13 protein-coding genes are annotated in these 19371 nt (G+C 51.8%); 9 read left to right on the forward strand and 4 right to left on the reverse strand.

Features of this window, described 5'->3' with window-relative positions; translation table 11 throughout:
• Positions 1–13 precede the first annotated feature (13 nt).
• Together recN and ACFOET_RS17425 are read left to right on the forward strand one after the other, a co-directional pair.
• Positions 14–1675, forward strand: a complete 1662-nt coding sequence (recN, locus tag ACFOET_RS17420) for a DNA repair protein RecN (RefSeq protein WP_379025007.1) — start codon at positions 14–16, stop codon at positions 1673–1675.
• 49 nt (positions 1676–1724) lie between these two features.
• Complete coding sequence (locus ACFOET_RS17425) at positions 1725–2546, forward strand: enoyl-ACP reductase FabI (RefSeq protein WP_379025009.1); 822 nt, start codon at positions 1725–1727, stop codon at positions 2544–2546.
• 49 nt (positions 2547–2595) lie between these two features.
• Here ACFOET_RS17425 and ACFOET_RS17430 read toward each other — a convergent pair whose 3' ends face one another.
• The gene (locus tag ACFOET_RS17430; protein ID WP_379025011.1) at positions 2596–3015 is read right to left on the reverse strand and encodes a hypothetical protein; all 420 of its coding nucleotides are present in this window, start codon (positions 3013–3015) and stop codon (positions 2596–2598) included.
• Positions 3016–3405: 390 nt separating this feature from the next.
• Positions 3406–5955 (reverse strand): ATP-dependent Clp protease ATP-binding subunit, encoded by a 2550-nt coding sequence (locus tag ACFOET_RS17435; RefSeq protein ID WP_379025013.1) that lies wholly within the window; start codon positions 5953–5955, stop codon positions 3406–3408.
• Positions 5956–6243: 288 nt separating this feature from the next.
• On the opposite strand from ACFOET_RS17435, the gene ettA reads away from it, so the two are divergent.
• Together ettA and ACFOET_RS17445 are read left to right on the forward strand one after the other, a co-directional pair.
• A complete protein-coding gene (ettA, locus tag ACFOET_RS17440) occupies positions 6244–7929 on the forward strand; it encodes an energy-dependent translational throttle protein EttA (RefSeq protein WP_379025015.1) in 1686 nt (561 codons plus the stop codon).
• Positions 7930–7968: 39 nt separating this feature from the next.
• Positions 7969–8340, forward strand: a complete 372-nt coding sequence (locus ACFOET_RS17445; RefSeq protein WP_379025017.1) for a DUF423 domain-containing protein — start codon at positions 7969–7971, stop codon at positions 8338–8340.
• A 29-nt stretch (positions 8341–8369) separates the two neighbouring features.
• Here the strand turns inward: ACFOET_RS17445 and ACFOET_RS17450 are convergent, their stop codons facing one another.
• Positions 8370–11219 (reverse strand): hypothetical protein, encoded by a 2850-nt coding sequence (locus tag ACFOET_RS17450; RefSeq protein WP_379025019.1) that lies wholly within the window; start codon positions 11217–11219, stop codon positions 8370–8372.
• Between the two features lie 217 nt (positions 11220–11436).
• On the opposite strand from ACFOET_RS17450, the gene ACFOET_RS17455 reads away from it, so the two are divergent.
• The 5 genes from ACFOET_RS17455 (at position 11437) to ACFOET_RS17475 (ending at position 16710) form a co-directional block, all read left to right on the forward strand.
• Positions 11437–12264 carry a prephenate dehydratase gene (locus ACFOET_RS17455; protein WP_379025021.1) on the forward strand — a complete coding sequence of 276 codons (828 nt, stop codon included), beginning with the start codon at positions 11437–11439 and terminating at the stop codon, positions 12262–12264.
• 37 nt (positions 12265–12301) lie between these two features.
• Positions 12302–13408: a chorismate mutase gene (locus ACFOET_RS17460; RefSeq protein WP_379025023.1), complete on the forward strand. Its 1107-nt coding sequence runs from the start codon at positions 12302–12304 to the stop codon at positions 13406–13408.
• Entirely contained in the window at positions 13408–14676 is a 1269-nt protein-coding gene (aroA, locus tag ACFOET_RS17465) for a 3-phosphoshikimate 1-carboxyvinyltransferase (protein ID WP_379025025.1), read from the forward strand. The genes ACFOET_RS17460 and aroA overlap by 1 nt, the downstream gene beginning before the upstream one ends.
• Positions 14677–14759: 83 nt before the next feature.
• Complete coding sequence (gene aroC / locus ACFOET_RS17470; RefSeq protein WP_379025027.1) at positions 14760–15860, forward strand: chorismate synthase; 1101 nt, start codon at positions 14760–14762, stop codon at positions 15858–15860.
• Positions 15847–16710 (forward strand): ROK family protein, encoded by an 864-nt coding sequence (locus tag ACFOET_RS17475; RefSeq protein WP_379025029.1) that lies wholly within the window; start codon positions 15847–15849, stop codon positions 16708–16710. The genes aroC and ACFOET_RS17475 overlap by 14 nt, the downstream gene beginning before the upstream one ends.
• A gap of 17 nt (positions 16711–16727) precedes the next feature.
• Here the strand turns inward: ACFOET_RS17475 and ACFOET_RS17480 are convergent, their stop codons facing one another.
• Positions 16728–19148, reverse strand: a complete 2421-nt coding sequence (locus tag ACFOET_RS17480) for an alpha-ketoacid dehydrogenase subunit alpha/beta (RefSeq protein ID WP_379025031.1) — start codon at positions 19146–19148, stop codon at positions 16728–16730.
• Positions 19149–19371: the final 223 nt, after the last annotated feature.

Consider the following 19371-nt stretch of genomic DNA (forward strand, 5'->3'; position numbering starts at 1 on the left):
TAGACAATAATTTATGCTGACCCGTCTATCCATCAAGAACTATGCGTTGATTGATTCCCTTGATATCCATTTTGACAAGGGGTTGAATATCCTTACGGGCGAAACGGGTGCTGGCAAATCGATCATTATGGGTGGGCTGTCGTTGATTTTGGGGCAGCGGGTGGAAACCCGTTACTTCTTCAATCAGGACAGGAAGTGCATCATCGAAGGGTATTTCGATGTGTCTGGCTATCAGTTGGAAACGTTTTTCAGTGAGCAGGATCTTGACTATGATGGGGAAACCATCGTGCGCCGAGAGATCAGTGCGGATGGCAAATCGAGGGCGTTTGTCAACGATACGCCTGTTACCCTCAACGTATTGAAAACGCTTGCCGAGAAACTGATTGACATCCACTCCCAGCATGCCACACTCCAGCTTAACACGGAGACCTTCCAATTGTTTACCGTAGACAGTGTTGCACAAAACCGACCGCTTCGCGAACGGTATACCACCGTATACCGCTCCTATAAGCGCACCCTGGAGCGGCTGAGTGCGTTGAAGGACAACGTGAAGCAAGCAGGGGCGGAGGCAGATTACCACCAGTTTCTATACGATGAGCTGGAGAAAGCTAATTTAGAAGCGGACGAACAGGAAAGGCTGGAAGCGGAGCAACGGCAGCTGGAGCATGCCGAGGAAATCAAACGCCACCTTTTTGGCGCAGCATATGCTTTGCATGAGCGGGAAATAAACGCCATCGCCTTAATCAAGGAGGCCCTCAATCACCTCCAGCATGCCGAGCAGCATATGCCGTCCCTGGCTGCACAATCGGAACGGCTGCAAAGCAGCTTCATCGAATTGAAAGACCTCAGCACTGAGATCAGCCACATGGAGCAGGATATTGTGCTTGACGAAGAGCGGCTGGCAGCAGTCAACGAGCGGCTCAACCTTCTTTATGCCCTGCAACAGAAGCATCGGGCGGACAGTGTTTCTGCGCTGATTGCATTGCGCGACGAACTTCAGAAAAAACTTCAAGCCCTGTCATCTGACGACGAGGAGATTATCGGGCTGGAAGCTGAAGCGGAACGACTGAAAGCCGAAACCCTCGAACTCGCCGACCGGCTAAGTGCCAGCAGGGAAGCCGTCATTCCGTCAATAGCCGAAGAAGTAGGCAAGGTGCTGCGAGCTGTGGGCATGCCTCATAGCCAGTTGCATATTTCACTCGGCCGGCTTGATGAAGCGTCCCTACGATCCAGCGGTCAGGAAACTATCACCTTTCGGTTTACTGCCAACAAAGGGCAGGAACCGCAGCCCGTGGGAAAAATCGCTTCTGGTGGCGAGCTTTCTCGGCTAATGCTGGCTATTAAGTCGCTGATCGCCAAAACATCCGCTTTGCCGACGATTATCTTTGATGAGATCGATACGGGAATATCGGGCGAGGTAGCATTGAAAGTAGCTGAAATCATGGAGCGTTTGTCAGGCCATATGCAGGTCATCGCCATTACGCACCTGCCGCAGATTGCATCAAAAGGGGGTGCCCATTTTAAGGTGTATAAGAAAGAGTCGGAAGACAGAACAGTTACCGATATTGTCCGGCTGGAACAACAGGACCGGGTACTGGAGATTGCCCAGATGCTCAGCGGAGCAGATCCTGGTGAAGCAGCAATGCAGCATGCCTCCGGGTTGTTGGGGATTTAGAAAAAACCCTTATTTTTACCAGATTTTAATATTAACTAAAAAATAGACTATGTCCCACAACCTACTGAAAGGAAAGAAAGGAATTATATTCGGTGCATTGGATGACAAATCCATTGCTTGGAAGACCGCCCAACGCTGTGTTCAAGAAGGAGCTGAGATCGTGCTTACCAATGCCCCTGTAGCGCTTCGTATGGGTACCATCAAGCAACTGGCGGAAGAATGTAACAATGCGCCTGTTATTCCAGCCGATGTAACCAGCGGAGACGATATCGAAAATCTCTTTGAGCAGACGCTGGAGCACTTCGGCGGTGGTGTTGATTTTATCCTGCATTCCGTGGGAATGAGCGTCAACGTGCGCAAAGGCATCCATTATACCGAGAGCAACTATGATTTTATGCATAAAGCTTTCGATATCTCGGCTATAAGCCTGCACCGTGTACTGGCCACAGCGATGAAAAAGGACGCCATCAATGAGTGGGGGTCGGTGGTAGCACTCACCTACATCGCCGCGCAACGGGTATTCCCGGATTACAACGATATGGCGGATGCGAAAGCGCTCCTTGAGAGCATTGCCCGCAACTTCGGTTACCAGTACGGGGTACGGAAGAACGTGCGGGTAAATACGATCAGCCAGTCGCCCACGCAGACCACGGCAGGCTCCGGCGTGAAGGGCTTCGGTGATTTTATTTCCTATGCTGAAAAGATGTCGCCACTCGGTAATGCCACGGCTGACCAGTGTGCGGACTACACCGTCACGTTGTTTTCTGATCTGACAAAAATGGTGACCATGCAGAACCTGTTTCACGACGGCGGTTTTTCGTTTACCGGTGTCAGTGAGGCGGTAATAGGCGGGATGGGAGAAGGGCAATAGAAGGAGCCGAGTTTTCGGACATAAAAAAAGCGGCTTAACGCCGCTTTTTTTATGGAATGAAATCCGCGTCGGACAACGTGATTTTGACAGTGACTCTCCTGTCCGGAACGGGCACCTCAAAATCAGGGTCAAAGACAGGATCTTCTGCATAGATCGTGACGAATCCCGTGGTATAATTGACAGAATAAGCCGTACCCATGATGGTCGCCGGAAGGATATTGTAAGAGGCTTCATCGTCGACGCTCAGCGAAACACTCACGATTCCCTGATCAACGTAATAGTCGGTCAGTTCGGGGAGGTTGATGTCATAATAAATTTGGTTAATTACGCCTGTGTCCCATGCCCATTGATTGGGCTGAATCGTATACACGAACGTCTTGTTCGGAACAACGTCGTAATATTCCTTTGTACAGGAAGTGAAGCCAAGGATTGCCAGAAATCCGACGGCGAGGGTAAGGTAATTCTTCATATGGATTTGCGTTGCGTGAATAATGTAGTTGTTTTATCCTTTTTACGTATGACAATTGATGTAGTAAAAAAGTTTAACGCAATAATTGCTCCAAGAATACGCTTTGATGCATTTTTGCTGGCGCCTGCCTATTGAAGGGAAACCAAATGCACCATGCTGGCGCTGGTAGCCGGGTGTGGTGATAAAAAAATTACGTCACTCCTCCCCGACAGGCGGTACCTTACCCGTTGACAAGAACAAAGTTAGCCAGGGTGGCAAGAAGCGTTGTCGGAATCGGCGGCTTTGTCGGAATTGTCGGTATTGTCGGGCAGGAAAGTTCAATAAATAGGGATAAACAAAAACGCCACCTGTATGATCAGGTGGCGTTTCTTTACGGTGGTTGCCAAAGAATTATTCATCTTTCTTTTCTTCGGCCAGATCTGAGGGCCTTGACGGACCACCATCGCCGTCTTGCACATTGACGATGATTTCGCCTTTATCTTTATCGTAATCGACTTCCAGCGTATTACCTTCGCTTACTTCCCCTTTGAGGATTTCCTCCGCAATGGGATCTTCGAGGTATTTCTGGATGGCCCGTTTAAGCGGCCGTGCACCGAAGTTGCTGTCAAAGCCCTTTTCTGCAACAAATTCTTTTGCATCATTGGTGAGCTTAATGCTATAGCCCAGTGCTTCTATGCGGACAAAGAGGGATTTCAACTCAATATCGATGATCTTGAAAATATGTTCTTTGTCGAGTGAGTTGAACACGATCACATCATCGATCCGGTTGAGGAATTCCGGGGCGAAGGCCCGTTTCAGCGCATTTTCGATCACACTGCGGGAGTGCGATTCGGCCTGCTCTGCTTTTGCCGACGTGGTGAAGCCTACGCCTTGCCCGAAGTCCTTCAACTGCCGGGCACCGATGTTTGACGTCATGATCAGAATCGTGTTGCGGAAGTCTACACGGCGCCCAAGGCTATCGGTAAGCTGCCCTTCGTCCAGTACCTGCAGCAGCAGGTTGAAAACGTCGGGGTGTGCCTTCTCAATCTCGTCAAGCAACACTACCGAATAGGGCTTGCGGCGTACTTTTTCCGTCAACTGGCCGCCTTCTTCATAGCCCACGTAGCCTGGAGGCGCTCCCACCAGGCGGGAGATGGCAAACTTCTCCATGTATTCACTCATGTCGATCTGAATAAGCGAATCCTCGCTGTCGAACATGAAGCGCGCCAGCTCTTTTGCCAGTTCGGTTTTGCCGACACCGGTAGGGCCTAAGAAAATAAACGAGCCGATGGGCTTCTTCGGGTCCTTCAACCCTGCGCGGGTACGTTGGATCGCCTTCACCAGTTTTTTCACGGCTTCGTCCTGTCCGATGATCCGCCCTTTCATGGACTCGGCCATGCCCAGTAGCTTTTGGCTGTCAGACTGTCCTACGCGCTGTACAGGAATGCCCGTCATCATGGACACCACTTCGGCGACATTGTCTTCGGTCACCGAGTAGCGTTTGGTACGTGTTTCAGCCTCCCAAGCAGTTTTTTCGTGCTCAAGTTCCTCCAGCAGTTTCTTCTCCGTATCCCGCAGTTTTGCAGCCTCCTCATATTTCTGGCTGCGCACCACTTTGTTTTTTTCGATTTTGATTTCCTCGATTTTCTGCTCAATATCAAGAATGCTCTGCGGCACATGGATATTGGTGAGGTGCACCCGGGATCCTGCTTCATCCAGCGCATCGATGGCCTTATCTGGAAGGAAGCGGTCAGTGATATAGCGGGTGGTCAATGTAACGCAGGCTTGGATGGCCTCCGGCGTATAATTGACGTTGTGGTGTTCCTCGTATTTTTCCTTGATGCGGTTGAGTATTTCCACTGTTTCGTCATGCGTAGCCGGTTCGATCATCACTTTCTGGAACCTCCGGTCAAGTGCGCCGTCTTTCTCAATGTATTGCCGGTATTCGTCGAGCGTGGTCGCTCCGACACATTGGATCTCGCCACGGGCCAGCGCAGGTTTGAACATATTGGAAGCATCCAGTGAACCTGACGCGCCACCCGCACCGACGATGGTATGTATTTCGTCGATGAACAGGATCACATCCGGTGATTTTTCCAATTCGTTCATGACCGCTTTCATGCGTTCTTCAAATTGTCCGCGGTACTTTGTGCCGGCCACGAGCGAAGCCAGGTCGAGCGTTACCACCCGTTTGTTGAATAAGACACGCGATACCTTCCGCTGGATGATACGCAACGCCAGGCCTTCGGCGATGGCTGACTTACCCACGCCAGGCTCACCGATCAGTATCGGGTTGTTTTTCTTACGGCGTGAAAGAATCTGCGAAACACGTTCGATTTCCCGTTCCCGGCCCACAATCGGGTCTAAACGGCCTTCTTCGGCGGCTCTCGTCAGGTCGCGCCCAAAGTTGTCCAGCACCGGGGTCTTCGACTTGATGTCAGACACCTTTTTGGGCTGATTGAAGTGATCGTCTTCTTTAAAGTCGTCATCACCGGCTGTCGAGCCGGCGGCCTGATCGGTAATTCCGGCCCGATGTTGCTCCACATCGGCCTTGAATACGTCGTAATTGATGTCGTATTGCTGCAAGATTTGCGATGCAATGTTGTCTTCATCGCGCAGGATGGATAACAGCAGGTGCTCCGTGCCAATGACGTCGCTCTTGAAGATCTTAGCCTCAAGATAAGTGATTTTCAACACCTTCTCCGCTTGTTTGGTAAGCGGCATGTTGCCGATCGGAGCGCGGGATAGCGATGAGCCCTTAACGGCGTCCTCTATGGATTTCCGTAGTTCTGTCGTGTCTATCCCTGCATGTTTCAATATCTTGATCGCCATGCCGTCTCCTTCACGAATAAGGCCCAAGAGCAGATGCTCTGTGCCGATGTAATCGTGCTTCAGCCGGATCGCTTCTTCCCTGCTGTATGAAATCACATCCTTTACGCGAGGCGAAAATTTTGCTTCCATGAATGTCTACCTTTCTTTTTTTATATGCTAAGGATGCGATAAATGTATAAAAAATTATCACTTACGCCCTTATTATTTGTGTAACTTTTATCAACAATTAAGCCACTGAGACAAATATAACATTTTGTCAGTCATGATAAAAGGATTTATTGTATCAATCTGGTATATACTCCAGCTATATTAGCTGAAAGACGGGCCCGGCCATGCATATCCGGCCTTGCATATGAAGGGCAAGTTACCTAAGTTTGCAACTCCTAGTTTAGTGCGACGCTTAATAGAAATCATCATATGTCAGACGAGAAGATCATATTTTCCATGGCGGGGGTCAGTAAAGTATATCCCCCGCAAAAGCAGGTTTTAAAAAATATATACCTTTCCTTCTTTTATGGGGCCAAAATAGGGGTTATCGGGCTGAATGGCTCGGGGAAGTCATCTCTGCTTCGCATCATCGCCGGTTTGGACAATTCGTATCAAGGCGAAGTTGTGTTTTCACCGGGCTATACCGTAGGGTATCTGGCTCAGGAGCCTGAGTTAGAGCCCAATATGACCGTTCGAGAGGTGGTGGAAGAAGGGGTGGCGGAGATGTCCGCTATTCTTCGAGAGTATGAAGAGATCAACGAAAAATTCGGTTTGCCGGAAGTCTATGAAAATGCCGATGAAATGGACCGCTTGCTCGCCCGGCAGGGCGAACTGCAGGATAAAATCGATGCTTCGGGAGCTTGGGAAATAGACAGCAAGCTGGAAAGGGCAATGGATGCACTTCGGTGTCCGGAGCCGGACCGCGAAGTGGCCACATTGTCAGGAGGGGAGCGACGCAGGGTGGCATTATGTCGCTTATTGCTGCAGGAACCTGATGTGTTGCTGCTCGACGAACCGACAAACCACCTTGATGCCGAATCCATTGATTGGCTCGAACAACACCTGCAGCAGTATAAGGGCACGGTGATCGCCGTAACGCACGACCGGTATTTTCTCGATAACGTAGCCGGCTGGATATTAGAACTCGACCGCGGCGAAGGTATTCCATGGAAGGGGAACTATTCTTCGTGGCTTGACCAGAAAGCCAAGCGGCTTGCGCAGGAAGAGAAGATGGAAAGCAAACGGCAGAAAACGCTCGAGCGTGAACTGGAATGGGTGCGCATGGCCCCCAAGGCCCGTCATGCCAAGTCAAAAGCCCGCCTCCACAATTACGAAAAACTGGCCTCTGAAGAAGTCGGAGAGCGGGAAGACAGGTTGGAACTGTTTATCCCGCCCGGACCGCGGTTGGGCAATGTCGTCATCGAAGCCCAGGAGGTGAGTAAGGCATACGGCGATAAAATCTTATTTGAAAACCTGAGCTTCTCCTTGCCTCCTGCAGGCATCGTGGGCATCATTGGTCCGAACGGTGCCGGGAAGACCACGCTTTTCCGGTTGATCACCGGGCAGGAACAGCCGGATAGCGGTACATTCCGTGTCGGCGAGACGGTTGCCTTGGGCTATGTGGACCAGCTGCACGGCGATCTGGACCCCGACAAGACCGTCTGGGAAAACATCACGGGAGGCAACGAAAACATCCAGCTCGGCAACCGGATGATCAATTCCCGGGCCTATGTGTCGCGGTTCAACTTCAATGGTGCGGATCAGCAGAAAAAGGTGGGTGTCCTTTCCGGAGGAGAACGCAACCGGGTACACCTTGCCATCACACTGAAAAAAGGGGCCAATGTATTGCTGCTCGACGAACCGACCAATGACATCGATGTGAATACGCTCCGCGCGTTGGAAGAGGGGTTGGAAAGTTTCGGTGGCTGCGCCGTGGTTATTTCACACGACCGCTGGTTCCTCGACCGTATCTGTACCCACATCCTCGCCTTCGAAGGCGAATCGCAGGTGTATTTCTTTGAAGGCAATTATACCGAATACGAAGAAAACCGGAAGAAGCGCCTTGGCGACACCGGACCCAAGCGAATCAAGTATAAGCGGTTAGTGAAGAATTAAGGGAAACGCTGATACTTTATACTTTAATACAATCACGTCATGCTTGCTCAACTGTTTGGTGTTATTTTCGGTCTGACTGCCGTCGTATTAGGCGCTTTCGGTGCCCACGCCCTTAAGAAAAAATTTACTGAAGATCAGCACGCCAGTTTTGAAACGGGCATACGGTACCAGTTCTATCACGCCTTGGTACTGTTATTGGTTGGTTTCGCACAGTCGGGTGGCTTGATCGGGCCGGGTGCCTACACGTGGCTGTTCATCAGCGGAACGGTGCTGTTTTCGTTCAGCATCTACGGGTTATGTCTGAGCGGAGTTTTCGGTACCAAGTGGCGCTTTTTGGGGCCGGTTACACCGGTCGGCGGCTTGCTGCTCGTGGCGGGATGGGTGTCGTTATTGTACACGATCGCCCGCTGATGGTTGAGCAGCCGCGCGTTAGTCGGTGGTCAGTCAGTCACCTGGTAAACCAATTCCTTATACCCGATTTTTCCTTCCGGTGATATGGCTTCTACGACAACAATCGTTTCACCAGACGCATCGGAGTGGTAGTAGGATGCTGTTGCTTTTCCGGTAGCGTCGGTGGACAGTTCGGGGGCCCAATATATCAGCGTCCGTAAATCGGGCCGTTCCGGATCATTGTCTTCAGGCGATTCATACCGCGGCGCATAGAACTCGATGACGGGCGAATACACAGGTACGGTTGCCTGCAAAAGACCCGTTGGCTTGCGAGCGGCAAACAGGCCTTTTCCTGCGTGGGTATAAATGGCGATGACGCTGCCCATTGCAGGTATTTCCAGCGGATGCGCTTCTGGATATGCTTCGCGGTACAACGCGCTGAAGTTTTTGGCGAAACGGATGAGCTCTACGCTTTTAACCTCGCTGGGCGGGATGCTGGGTATTAGTTCATAGTTTTGGTTCATTACGGGGATGCCGTCGACGACGACCAATGTGGTCTCCCCACCCATTATGCGTGCCCGGAGGTAGCCGCCATTGTCCCCGACCCGTTCGATCCGCAGATCATCCGGAAAGTTGAACAACAATACGCTATACAGCCCGTATGACCATTTTTCTTCTTTATCTTGAATGGCTTTACCCGAGATGATCACGTCAGGTTCGCCGTAGCGGTCGAGCACCTTTTGCTGCTGGGGGCTGAGCACCCTGCGTTCCACCAGTACTTCATCCAGCATGATTTCACCGGTGGCCAGGCGATACGAATATTCGCGCCGCGCACGTTCCAGTTTTTTCTGTACCAGAAGCGACACCACGCTGTCTACCGATCCGATCGAACGGAGCTGGTCATAAACGAGCGGTGGCGGTTTCCGCTCATCCAACGCTATGGTGTAATTTCGGTTCTTTCCGGCTTTGTTGGCACTTTGAATCAGCACGTCCAGTGAATCGGAATAGTCGTCGGGCAATTCAAAATAGAACCGGCCTAAGCTGTCTGTGTTTTGCGCAGTAACCGATGGGCGCTGTCCTAACGTCATCAAGGTGAGCCCGATCGCTGCCCGCGCCTTGCTGGATAAAACACCATGTACTTTGCCGCTTATGTAAGGGAACGGCTCGTTCGGGAAATGAAAGGAATCCGACAAGAGGGTGTCATAGCGGTATTTCCGCCACCCTTGCGTAAGCATCAAGACGTCCAGGTGGTCAAACGGCGCCGCATTTGCGCTGTGAAAATAATATCCCGGGTCGGCGACGTCGCCGCGGAGCTCTGAGGACAGCAGCAATTGCGTGAGTAAATTTTGCCGTGCCGTCCAAGCATTCCCTACATGGTCTCGATGCATTACCAAAACGGAAACCCGGGCATCAACGGCATCTCCGTTGCTGTCAGCAACCCGTATGGAAAGATCCGCTTTGCTACGTTTCCGCGGGTTGGAGTCAGCGGGTGACACGTCGACCTGCAAACGGGTTTCCGGCCGTCGGTTGAAGAAGAGCCGCCCGGCAAGCGGCCGCATCTGCCGGTCCATCAAGGTGAATGAGATGATGCCTTCCGGAAGACCCTCGGCGGGCAGCGATGTGGCTATCCGCTGGTTTTTCATCGACGCTTTAATAAGGTAGTGCATGATGCCCCTGCAGCTTACCTGAATGAACAGGCTATCGGTCTCCGCGCAATTGGAAAGTATTTTCAGCTCGATTTCGTCGCCGGACTTGGCAACCGATAGGACGCGCCCGTTTCCGATTACATGGGGGAGGGGGTAGCGCTGCAGGCGGCTGCCGCCTTGCGGACTGTCTAACACGGCGTAATAGGACAACGTGCTGTCCGGAGTCAAGGCGAGGATTCCCATTCCCAGATGATTGCTTTTAAATGGCGCCACGGTACGGCCTTTGCTGTCCATCACTACGCCCGACACCGTTGTTCCATTGCCGCGGTTATCGAGCGCTTTAAAGCCCACCTTGGTGGTGATGCCGTGCACCAGTTGCCCGCTTTCGGCAAAAAACTGTAAGTCCAAAGAGCCATCTTGCAACGCAATGGTCTTGCTATGCCGAATTCCATTTTCGGTTTCCATATTCACTGTGGCAAGCGCTGAGCCATTCGGTATGGCGTATTCAAGCGGGTAATAACCATTGCGCGCGCCTTTTATGACAAGTGTGTCTCTTTTTCCGTCAACCGTCAGGTAGACGGTAAGGTGTTTCTGATGGTTCTTGTCGATCAGTTGCGGGTTCAACTGGGCATGCAGCTGATAACTGTTGGCCTCCTGTTCTCGGAGGTGCAGTGCGGTTATCGGGTTGCTCCTGATCTTCCCGGTGGCAGGGAACACATCGACGTACCGCTGGAAAATGAAGTCCCCGCCGAAATTTTTGTTCCACTCGGTATATGCCCGCAGCAAGTAGCTGCCTTGAACGTATTGTTCTCCAAGTACAAAACCGCCTGACCCGATGCCGTCGGTCAATTTGATTCGTTTACGTTCCGCAACCTGCTCATCAGGTCGGATCAGCTCCACATGGAGCACGCCGCTCAAGGCGCTGGGCCGGTGGGTTGCAGATTCCACAACAACCGCCTTGAACCAGATGGTTTGGTCGGTCGTATATACATCGGCATCCAGCTGAAGGTAAATTTTCTCGGCCCAAGCGGCATGCGCGACGACATGCTCGGATTGCGCCCGGACGGGAAGTGCAGCTAATACGAGTGCTGCACCTAACAGCATAGCAGGGCCAATGCTGTCCCTAACTCGATCAACCAGCCTGTCTATCAGTATCATCGGATGCTTGCAAGATAAGGAAATCTGTGCGTTGGTGCAACCGGTTAACCCACGCATGCTATTGATTCGTTCGTAGAAACGGTGACTGCCGCGCATTTTTTTTCATTTTTTTGTTGACAATAAAAATTTCTTATGTACATTTGGCTCGTCAAACAAAAAAGATGTTAACACAGCACAACGCATATTGGTTTTTTGGTTTCTTTTACTTTAGCAGTAAGAGCCGGGATTGATATGCATTGATAACGTAAAGATAGAAATGTAAAAAGTCCCGGCAGAAAAGCCGGGACTTTTTTATTATCCGTTTAATCGATATATGAAAAAGAAGGTAGCCATACAGGGCATCAGGGGCTCGTTTCACGAAGAAGCAGCTTACAAGTATTTCGGCGATCAAATCGAAACCATGGAGTGCGAGTCGTTCAAAAAAACATGCGAGCTGTTGAAACAGGGAAAGGTTGACTACATCATCATGGCCATTGAGAATTCCATCGCGGGGAGCCTGCTCCCCAACTACAACCTGCTCCGCGACTATCGCTTTCCGATCGTAGGGGAGGCATACCTTCACATCAAGCTCCACCTGATGGGACTGCCGGGCGCGACGCTGCAGGATATCAAATTTGTTGAGTCGCACCCCATTGCTCTGCAGCAATGCAACGACTACCTCGAGGAGAACCCGCAGTTGAAGGTGACTGAGGCGGAAGACACAGCGGCCAGCGCTAAGAAGGTAAGCGAACAGCAACGCAAAGATACGGCGGCGATCGCACCGCAACTGGCTGCAAAGCTTTACGGGTTGGAAATCCTCGAACGCCGTATCGAGACGAATAAGAAGAATTACACCCGTTTTCTTGTACTCTCCAATACGCCGGAGGAAACCGGCAAAGCGAATAAGGCGTCACTGTCTTTCCAGACCGGCAACGGCGTAGGTTCTTTATCCACCGTGCTGCAATGTTTTGCCGAACAGCATATCAATCTCAGTAAAATCCAGTCCATGCCGGTATTAGGTAAGCGCAATGAATACGACTTCTATGTGGATGTGGAATGGAAAAATCAGGCCGATTACGATACGGCTATCCGACGGGTGTTAAAACACACGAGCAACTTCAATATCATGGGAGAATATATAAAGAATGACAAAGTTGATTAAATCGCAATACACAATACTCACTACGCAATAAAACAAAATGAAACAGACACTAGACATCGTACCCTTAACATCTTGGTTCGACACGGACGAGGCGCCGTTGATCATTGCCGGGCCTTGCAGCGCTGAAACAGAGGAACAACTCGTCGCTACTGCCCATTTGCTTGCCAATACCGGCAAAGTAAATGTGCTACGCGCAGGCATCTGGAAACCCCGCACCAGGCCGGGTGAGTTTGAGGGTATTGGCAGTATCGGCCTGCAATGGCTTCGCCGTGCCAAGGAAGAGACCGGATTGCCCATCACCACGGAGGTCGCAACCGCCAAACACGTGGAAGAAGCGCTCGCCGCCGGGGTCGATATCCTTTGGGTTGGCGCCCGCTCTACGGCCAACCCTTTTACCGTGCAGGAGATCGCGGATGCACTGAGGGGCGTTGACGTACCGGTGATGGTCAAAAACCCGGTAAACCCCGACCTTTCGCTGTGGCTTGGTGCGTTGGAGCGCGTCAACCGTGCAGGCATCAAAAAACTGGCCGCTATACACCGGGGTTTTTCTTCCTATGAAAAAACATCTTTCCGAAATGAACCGATGTGGGATATCGCCATACAGCTCAAAACACTGGTTCCTGACCTGCCGGTGATCAACGACCCCAGCCACATCTGCGGAAACCGGGAATTGATCCCCTACATTGCTCAAAAGGCATTCGATATGGACATGCAGGGTCTAATTATTGAATCGCACATCGACCCGGCTGTGGCATGGACGGACGCCAAGCAACAAGTGACCCCTCAAGCACTGTACGATTTGCTGGCCAACCTAACATTCCGCCATGCTAAATCAGATGACCCTATCTTCGAGGACAAATTAGCTCAATTGCGCGTAGATATTGATAAATTGGACGACCAAATCATCAAAATCCTGAGCGATCGGATGAGAATCGTCGAAAAAATCGGTGAATACAAACGCGACAACAACGTGACCATCCTGCAGGTGAGCCGTTGGGACGAAATTATCCACAAGCGTACAAACGTTGCCCAGGCGCTCAAGCTTGACAAGGACTTTACGGTGAAACTGCTGGAGCTGATCCACAACGAATCCATCCGTAAGCAAAACGAAATCATGAATACAAAACCGGTAGCGGAGGCCTAATGGGAAGTCAAGTGTTGAGGCTTTCTCATCCTTCCAAGACGTTACTGGGCGCAGTACCGCTCACCGGGTCAAAAAGCGAAAGCAATCGGGCTTTGATCATCCAGGCCCTCAGCGGCGGGAACGTGGCCGTTGAAAATCTTTCGTCCGCGGCTGATACCGTGACCTTATGCCGGGCGCTTGCATTGTCGGCAGCGCCCGGGGAAACCAGCGGCGAAGCGCATGAAACCGTTGTCGACATCGGCCCGGCCGGTACCGCCATGCGGTTCCTGACAGCTTACCTTGCCATCACCAACGGGCGGTACTTTTTGACAGGCAGCGAACGGATGAAGCAGCGCCCCATAGGCATCCTCGTCGATGCGCTTACAACCCTGGGTGCTGACATCCAATACGCCGAAAGGGTAGGGTACCCGCCATTGGTTATCCGCGGTGGGTTTGAACAGCAGCGACCGGCTGTGAAGGTACAGGGGAATGTAAGCAGCCAATACTTGTCGGCATTGCTTCTTATCGCTGCGGCACTTCCAAAAGGGCTGGAACTGCAAATCGACGGCGAACTGACTTCGCGTCCTTACCTCACTATGACCTTGGATATGCTGGCGGAAGCGGGGATCGAACACCATTGGGTGGATGATGTGATTGTCATCAAGCCGCAGCCCACGAAAGCGACTACGCTGACCGTAGAGCCCGATTGGAGTGCCGCCTCCTATTGGTACGCCATGGCTGCATTAGCAAAAACGGCTGACCTGTTTCTCCCGAATCTGAAAAGCAACAGCTTGCAAGGAGATGCCGCGATAGCGAATATCATGACCGGTTTTGGGGTCGGTACCGTCTTCGAAAGCGGAGGTGTACGCATCCGACACACGGCATCCTCTCCGACGCAGGACTCCAGCTCTTTGGATTTCAGGGAATGCCCGGATCTGGCGCAAACGGTGATCGTCTGTGCAGCTGCGCTGGGCAAAGACCTTTCGTTTACCGGATTGCATACGCTCAGAATAAAGGAAACCGACCGCATCGCGGCCCTGCAAAATGAGTTGGGAAAGTTTGGCGTAGCACTCGAACAGGACGGCGAGGTATATCACTTGCGCACGGCAGGACGGTACCAACCATCGCGCTTAGTGATAGACACCTATGAAGACCATCGCATGGCCATGGCCTTCGCGCCGCTGGCCTTGGCGTTTGGCCAGGTCGAAATCAATGACCCGGATGTGGTGGAAAAATCTTATCCCGATTTCTGGAAACATTTGAAACAACAGGGATTTGTTATATCTTAGCCGCCATTGAATATCCGGAAAGCCGGGAGAATACAGACAATGTTCGAAATTATAATCCGTAAATCTAAAAGTTAACATTACGAATGGCGGGAAACTCTTTTGGAGACCTATTCCGTATTACCACCTTTGGCGAATCACACGGCGCAGCCATCGGCGTGATTATCGACGGCTGCCCTCCAAACATCTCCGTGGATGAGTCGTTTATTCAATCCGAGTTGGACAAAAGACGCCCGGGCCAGTCGAAAATAACCACCCAGCGCAAGGAAAGCGATACGGCAAGGATTCTTTCCGGTGTGTTTGAAGGCAAAACCACGGGCACTCCCGTAGCCATGGTTATTCCAAATGAAGACCAGCGTTCGAAGGATTATTCCCATATCAAAGACAAGTACCGGCCCTCACATGCGGACTACACGTACCAGATGAAATACGGCATCCGCGATTACCGTGGCGGTGGCCGTTCTTCGGCGCGGGAAACCGCCGCCCGTGTGGCAGCAGGTGCAGTGGCAAAAAGCTTCCTTGCACAGGCGGGTATCCGGATTTTCGCTCATGTATCGGGCGTTGGAAAAATTGAAGCGCCCAACCTGGCGTCGGATGATCTGGATGAACTGCTGCACATCAGGGAAAGCAACATCGTGCGATGCGCTGACCCGGCTACAGCCAATGAGATGATCGACTTTATCGATGGTATACGCAAGGCGGGAGACACCGTAGGCGGGCGCATCAGTGCGATCGTGCAAAATGTGCCGGTCGGGCTCGGTGAACCGGTCTTCGACAAGCTGCACGCTGACCTGGCAAAAGCGATGATGAGCATCAATGCAGTACATGGCTTTGAATACGGCTCGGGCTTCGCCGGCTCGGAGATGCAGGGATCCGAACATAACGATATTTTTGTCAACCCAGCGCACAACGCCGCCGGTCTGAAAACCCTAACCAACTTTTCCGGAGGGATACAGGGCGGCATTTCCAACGGCATGGAAATAACCTTCCGTGTTGCATTCAAACCGGTGGCCACGATCATGCGCTCCCAGCAAACGGTCAATGAAGCCGGAGAAACTACGGAAATCACCGGAAAGGGCCGCCACGATCCATGTGTTGTGCCCCGGGCGGTTATCATTGTAGAGGCCATGGCCGCTTTGGTCATTGCAGACCATTTACTCAGAAACCGAATTTATGACAAAACATAACAACCAAATCATCATTGCATCCGATATCGGTGGCACGCATATTACCGCGTCATTGGTGAGCACCGGTCAATGGCAAGTTATTACCGATTCCATCACCAGAAATCATGTCAATTCACACGCTGATGCTAAATCGATTTTAGAGGCTTGGGCAGCTCCGTTTGAAACGATCATTCGAAATAGGCCGGATGTGCCGGTGGCTATTGGTATCGCGATGCCGGGGCCGTTTGATTACCAAAATGGGATTTCGCTAATGCGGAATCAGGACAAGTATGACAACCTCTACGGCATGGATATCCGCGCCGCGCTGGCCGAGCGTACAGGAGCCAGTGGCACGGATATCCGGTTTATCAATGATGCTGCGGCATTTTTACAGGGAGAGGTCTTTGCTGGGAAACATAACGGCCACTCAAAAATGCTGGGAATCACGTTGGGTACAGGTTTGGGGACCGCAGTGTGGGAAAACGGAGCGAATGCCGTGGACGCCGACCTTTGGAAAACCCCCTACCTCGACAGCAATATGGAGGAGCATTTGGTGACCCGCTGGTTTGTCAGAAACGCATCGCAACACGGGATGAAGGTAACCGGATTGCGTGAGCTGCTCGAGCTTCGGGAGCAACACCGCATCGTGGAGGATATCCTCGCCGAATACAGTCATCATCTGTTGCAGTTCATTACATTCTTCAGTGAACAGGAAGGTACCGACAGATTTATTATCGGCGGCAACATTGCGCGGGCGTGGGGCATCTTCCGTAGCTTTAACACCGCGGCGTTCGACCGGTATGATATCCATATCAGCCAGTTGGGGGAACATGCGGCGCTTATTGGCGCAGCAGCCATCTTTGTCGCTTAAGCGAAGACGGCTGCCGTTTATTGAAACAATGCGGGATAGTCACCCGGATTATATTCATGCATGATGGCATATACTGCTTCGATCACGTCGTCAGCAGACGGCTTTGAAAAGTAATCGCCGTCTGAACCGTATGGTGGGCGGTGTGCTTTGGCAGTCAACGTACGGGGTTGGCCGTCGAGGTGGTAGTAGCCGCGTTGCGATTCCAGGATATGCTGCAGGATGAAAGCCGAAGCCCCTCCTGGGACGTCCTCGTCTACTACCAGTAGTTTGTTGGTTTTGCTGAGCGACCGGGCGCACAAGTGCTCTTCGTCAAACGGCTGCAGGGTCTGCGGGTCGACAATCTCGATGGAGATACCCATTTTTTCGAGTTCAGCGGCCGCTTCCTGTACCACACGCAGTGTGGAACCATAGGAAACAACCGTCACATCCCGACCTTCTTTGACCACTTCGGCTTTGCCCAGCAGCACGGTAAACTCTCCGACGTTACTGGGCATGCGTTCTTTCAGCCGGTAGCCGTTGAGGCATTCGATGATCAGCGCAGGCTCGTCCGACCGGAGCAGTGTATTGTACATTCCCGCTGCTTGCGTCATGTTCCGGGGTACACACACGTGTATGCCGCGCAAAGCACCCAGTATCATACTCATAGGGGATCCGGAATGCCAGATGCCTTCCAGCCGATGACCGCGGGTGCGGATAATCAGGGGCGCTTTTTGCCCGGCCTTTGTGCGGTAACTCAGGCTGGCTATGTCGTCGGTCAGCACGGTGAGGCAGTACGCCAGGTAGTCGAGGTATTGGATTTCCGCAATAGGGCGCAGCCCTCGCATAGCCAGACCCATTCCCTGGCCGATGATGGCCGCCTCGCGGATGCCGGTGTCAAAAATACGGAGTTCGCCGTATTTGGCCTGTAGCCCTGCAAACCCCTGATTGACATCCCCGATCTTACCCACATCTTCTCCAAAAGCAACCAAACGGGCATCCCGGGCAAAGTTGGCGTCGAAACAGGCATTTAGAACCTCGCGCCCATCTACGGCCTTACTGCCGGCGCCGTATTCAGGCGGTACGGCCGGTACGCGCCGGGGAGATTCAACGGTATCGGTGAATAAGTATGAATTGTATCGTTCGTGATTGACCAGCTGTTTCTGCTTGTACCATTCCAGTAGCGCTGCTTTGGCTTCGCTTTGTGTTCCCCGCAGCTGGCGGATAACACGGCGTATCGTGCTGTATACTTCATTGAGCGACGGTTCAGTGCGTGATTTCAGCTCATTGAGCAATATCTGCACGGTTTTATCAGGTATGGCGGCCAGCAACGAGACCGCTTCATCCAGGTCTTTTTTAAGGCTCCTGCTATAATCTGACCATGCCCGTTTCTGCTCCGCGCGTACGCGCTCTTTTACGGTGCGTTCAATTTCGGCCAGGTCATTTTCGTCTGCGATGCGCGACTCAAGCATCCATGCGCGCATTTTGGTGATGCAGTCATACTCGTGTTCCCACGCCAGCCTTTCCTTGGATTTATAGCGTTCATGCGAACCGGATGTAGAGTGGCCCTGTGGTTGGGTCATTTCCGTCACATGGATCAGCACAGGTATATGTTGTTCCCTCGCGATCTTTGCTGCTTTTTCATAGGTCTCGCACAATCCGGGGTAGTCCCAGCCTTTTACCTTGAATATCTCGAATCCTTCGCCGTTTTCATCCCGTTGGAATCCCTTGAGCACCTCGGTGATGTCCGCTTTCGTGGTTTGTACTTCATTGGGGACCGAAATGCCGTATCCATCGTCCCAGATCGAGATGACCGTTGGGATCTGCCGGACGCCAGCGGCATTCACTGCTTCAAAAAAAACTCCTTCGGAGGTCGATGCATTGCCAATGGTACAGAAAGCTACTTCGTTGCCATTATTGGAAAACGTGGTCAAATTGGCCAACGCCGGATTGTTGCGGTACAACTTCGACGCCAGTCCAAAGCCCAGCAAACGCGGCATCTGGCCGCCCGTAGTGGAAATGTCTGCCGCTGAATTTTTCATCAGTGTCTGGTCTACCCATTTTCCCTCCGGTGTAAGCATCCGCGTAGCGAAATGGCTGTTCATCTGCCTGCCAGCAGACGAAGGATCCGCTTCCACGTCCGGATGGGCATACAGTTGTGAAAAGAATTGATAAACAGAAACGATACCAGCCGCAAACATGAAGGTCTGGTCGCGGTAATAGCCCGAACGCCAGTCGCCAAGTTGGAACACCTTAGCCATCGCGATCTGCGCTAGCTCCTTGCCATCCCCGAAGACGCCAAACTTTGCTTTGCCCGTCAGGACTTCTTTGCGGCCCAGTAAACTCACGAACCTGCTTTCGACCGCAATACGGTAATCCTCGACAACGATCGCTTTGAAGTCATCGAAACTTAGTTTGGTTTGGGCCGGGTGTTCGCTTTGTTTAATATGGGTGTCAGACATAATTAAATTGCGTTTGCTCCAAAAGTAGGAAAAAAAAATTCGTTTAAAAGGGATATCCGCTTTTAAATTCGGGTGCGTTTATCGGTTTTAGCGAAATTGGCCGTTTACTATTTACCAATGGATGCTTGTTTTTTTGCGTTGCGTCAATGACAAGTTCCGAGCTATGTCTATAGAACGTATAATAACGTAAAAGATTGTGTTTATCCGGCATATAAAAAGAAAC

The sequence above is a fragment of the Parapedobacter deserti genome (assembly GCF_042646065.1).
In the GTDB taxonomy this organism is placed as follows: Bacteria; Bacteroidota; Bacteroidia; order Sphingobacteriales; family Sphingobacteriaceae; genus Parapedobacter; species Parapedobacter deserti.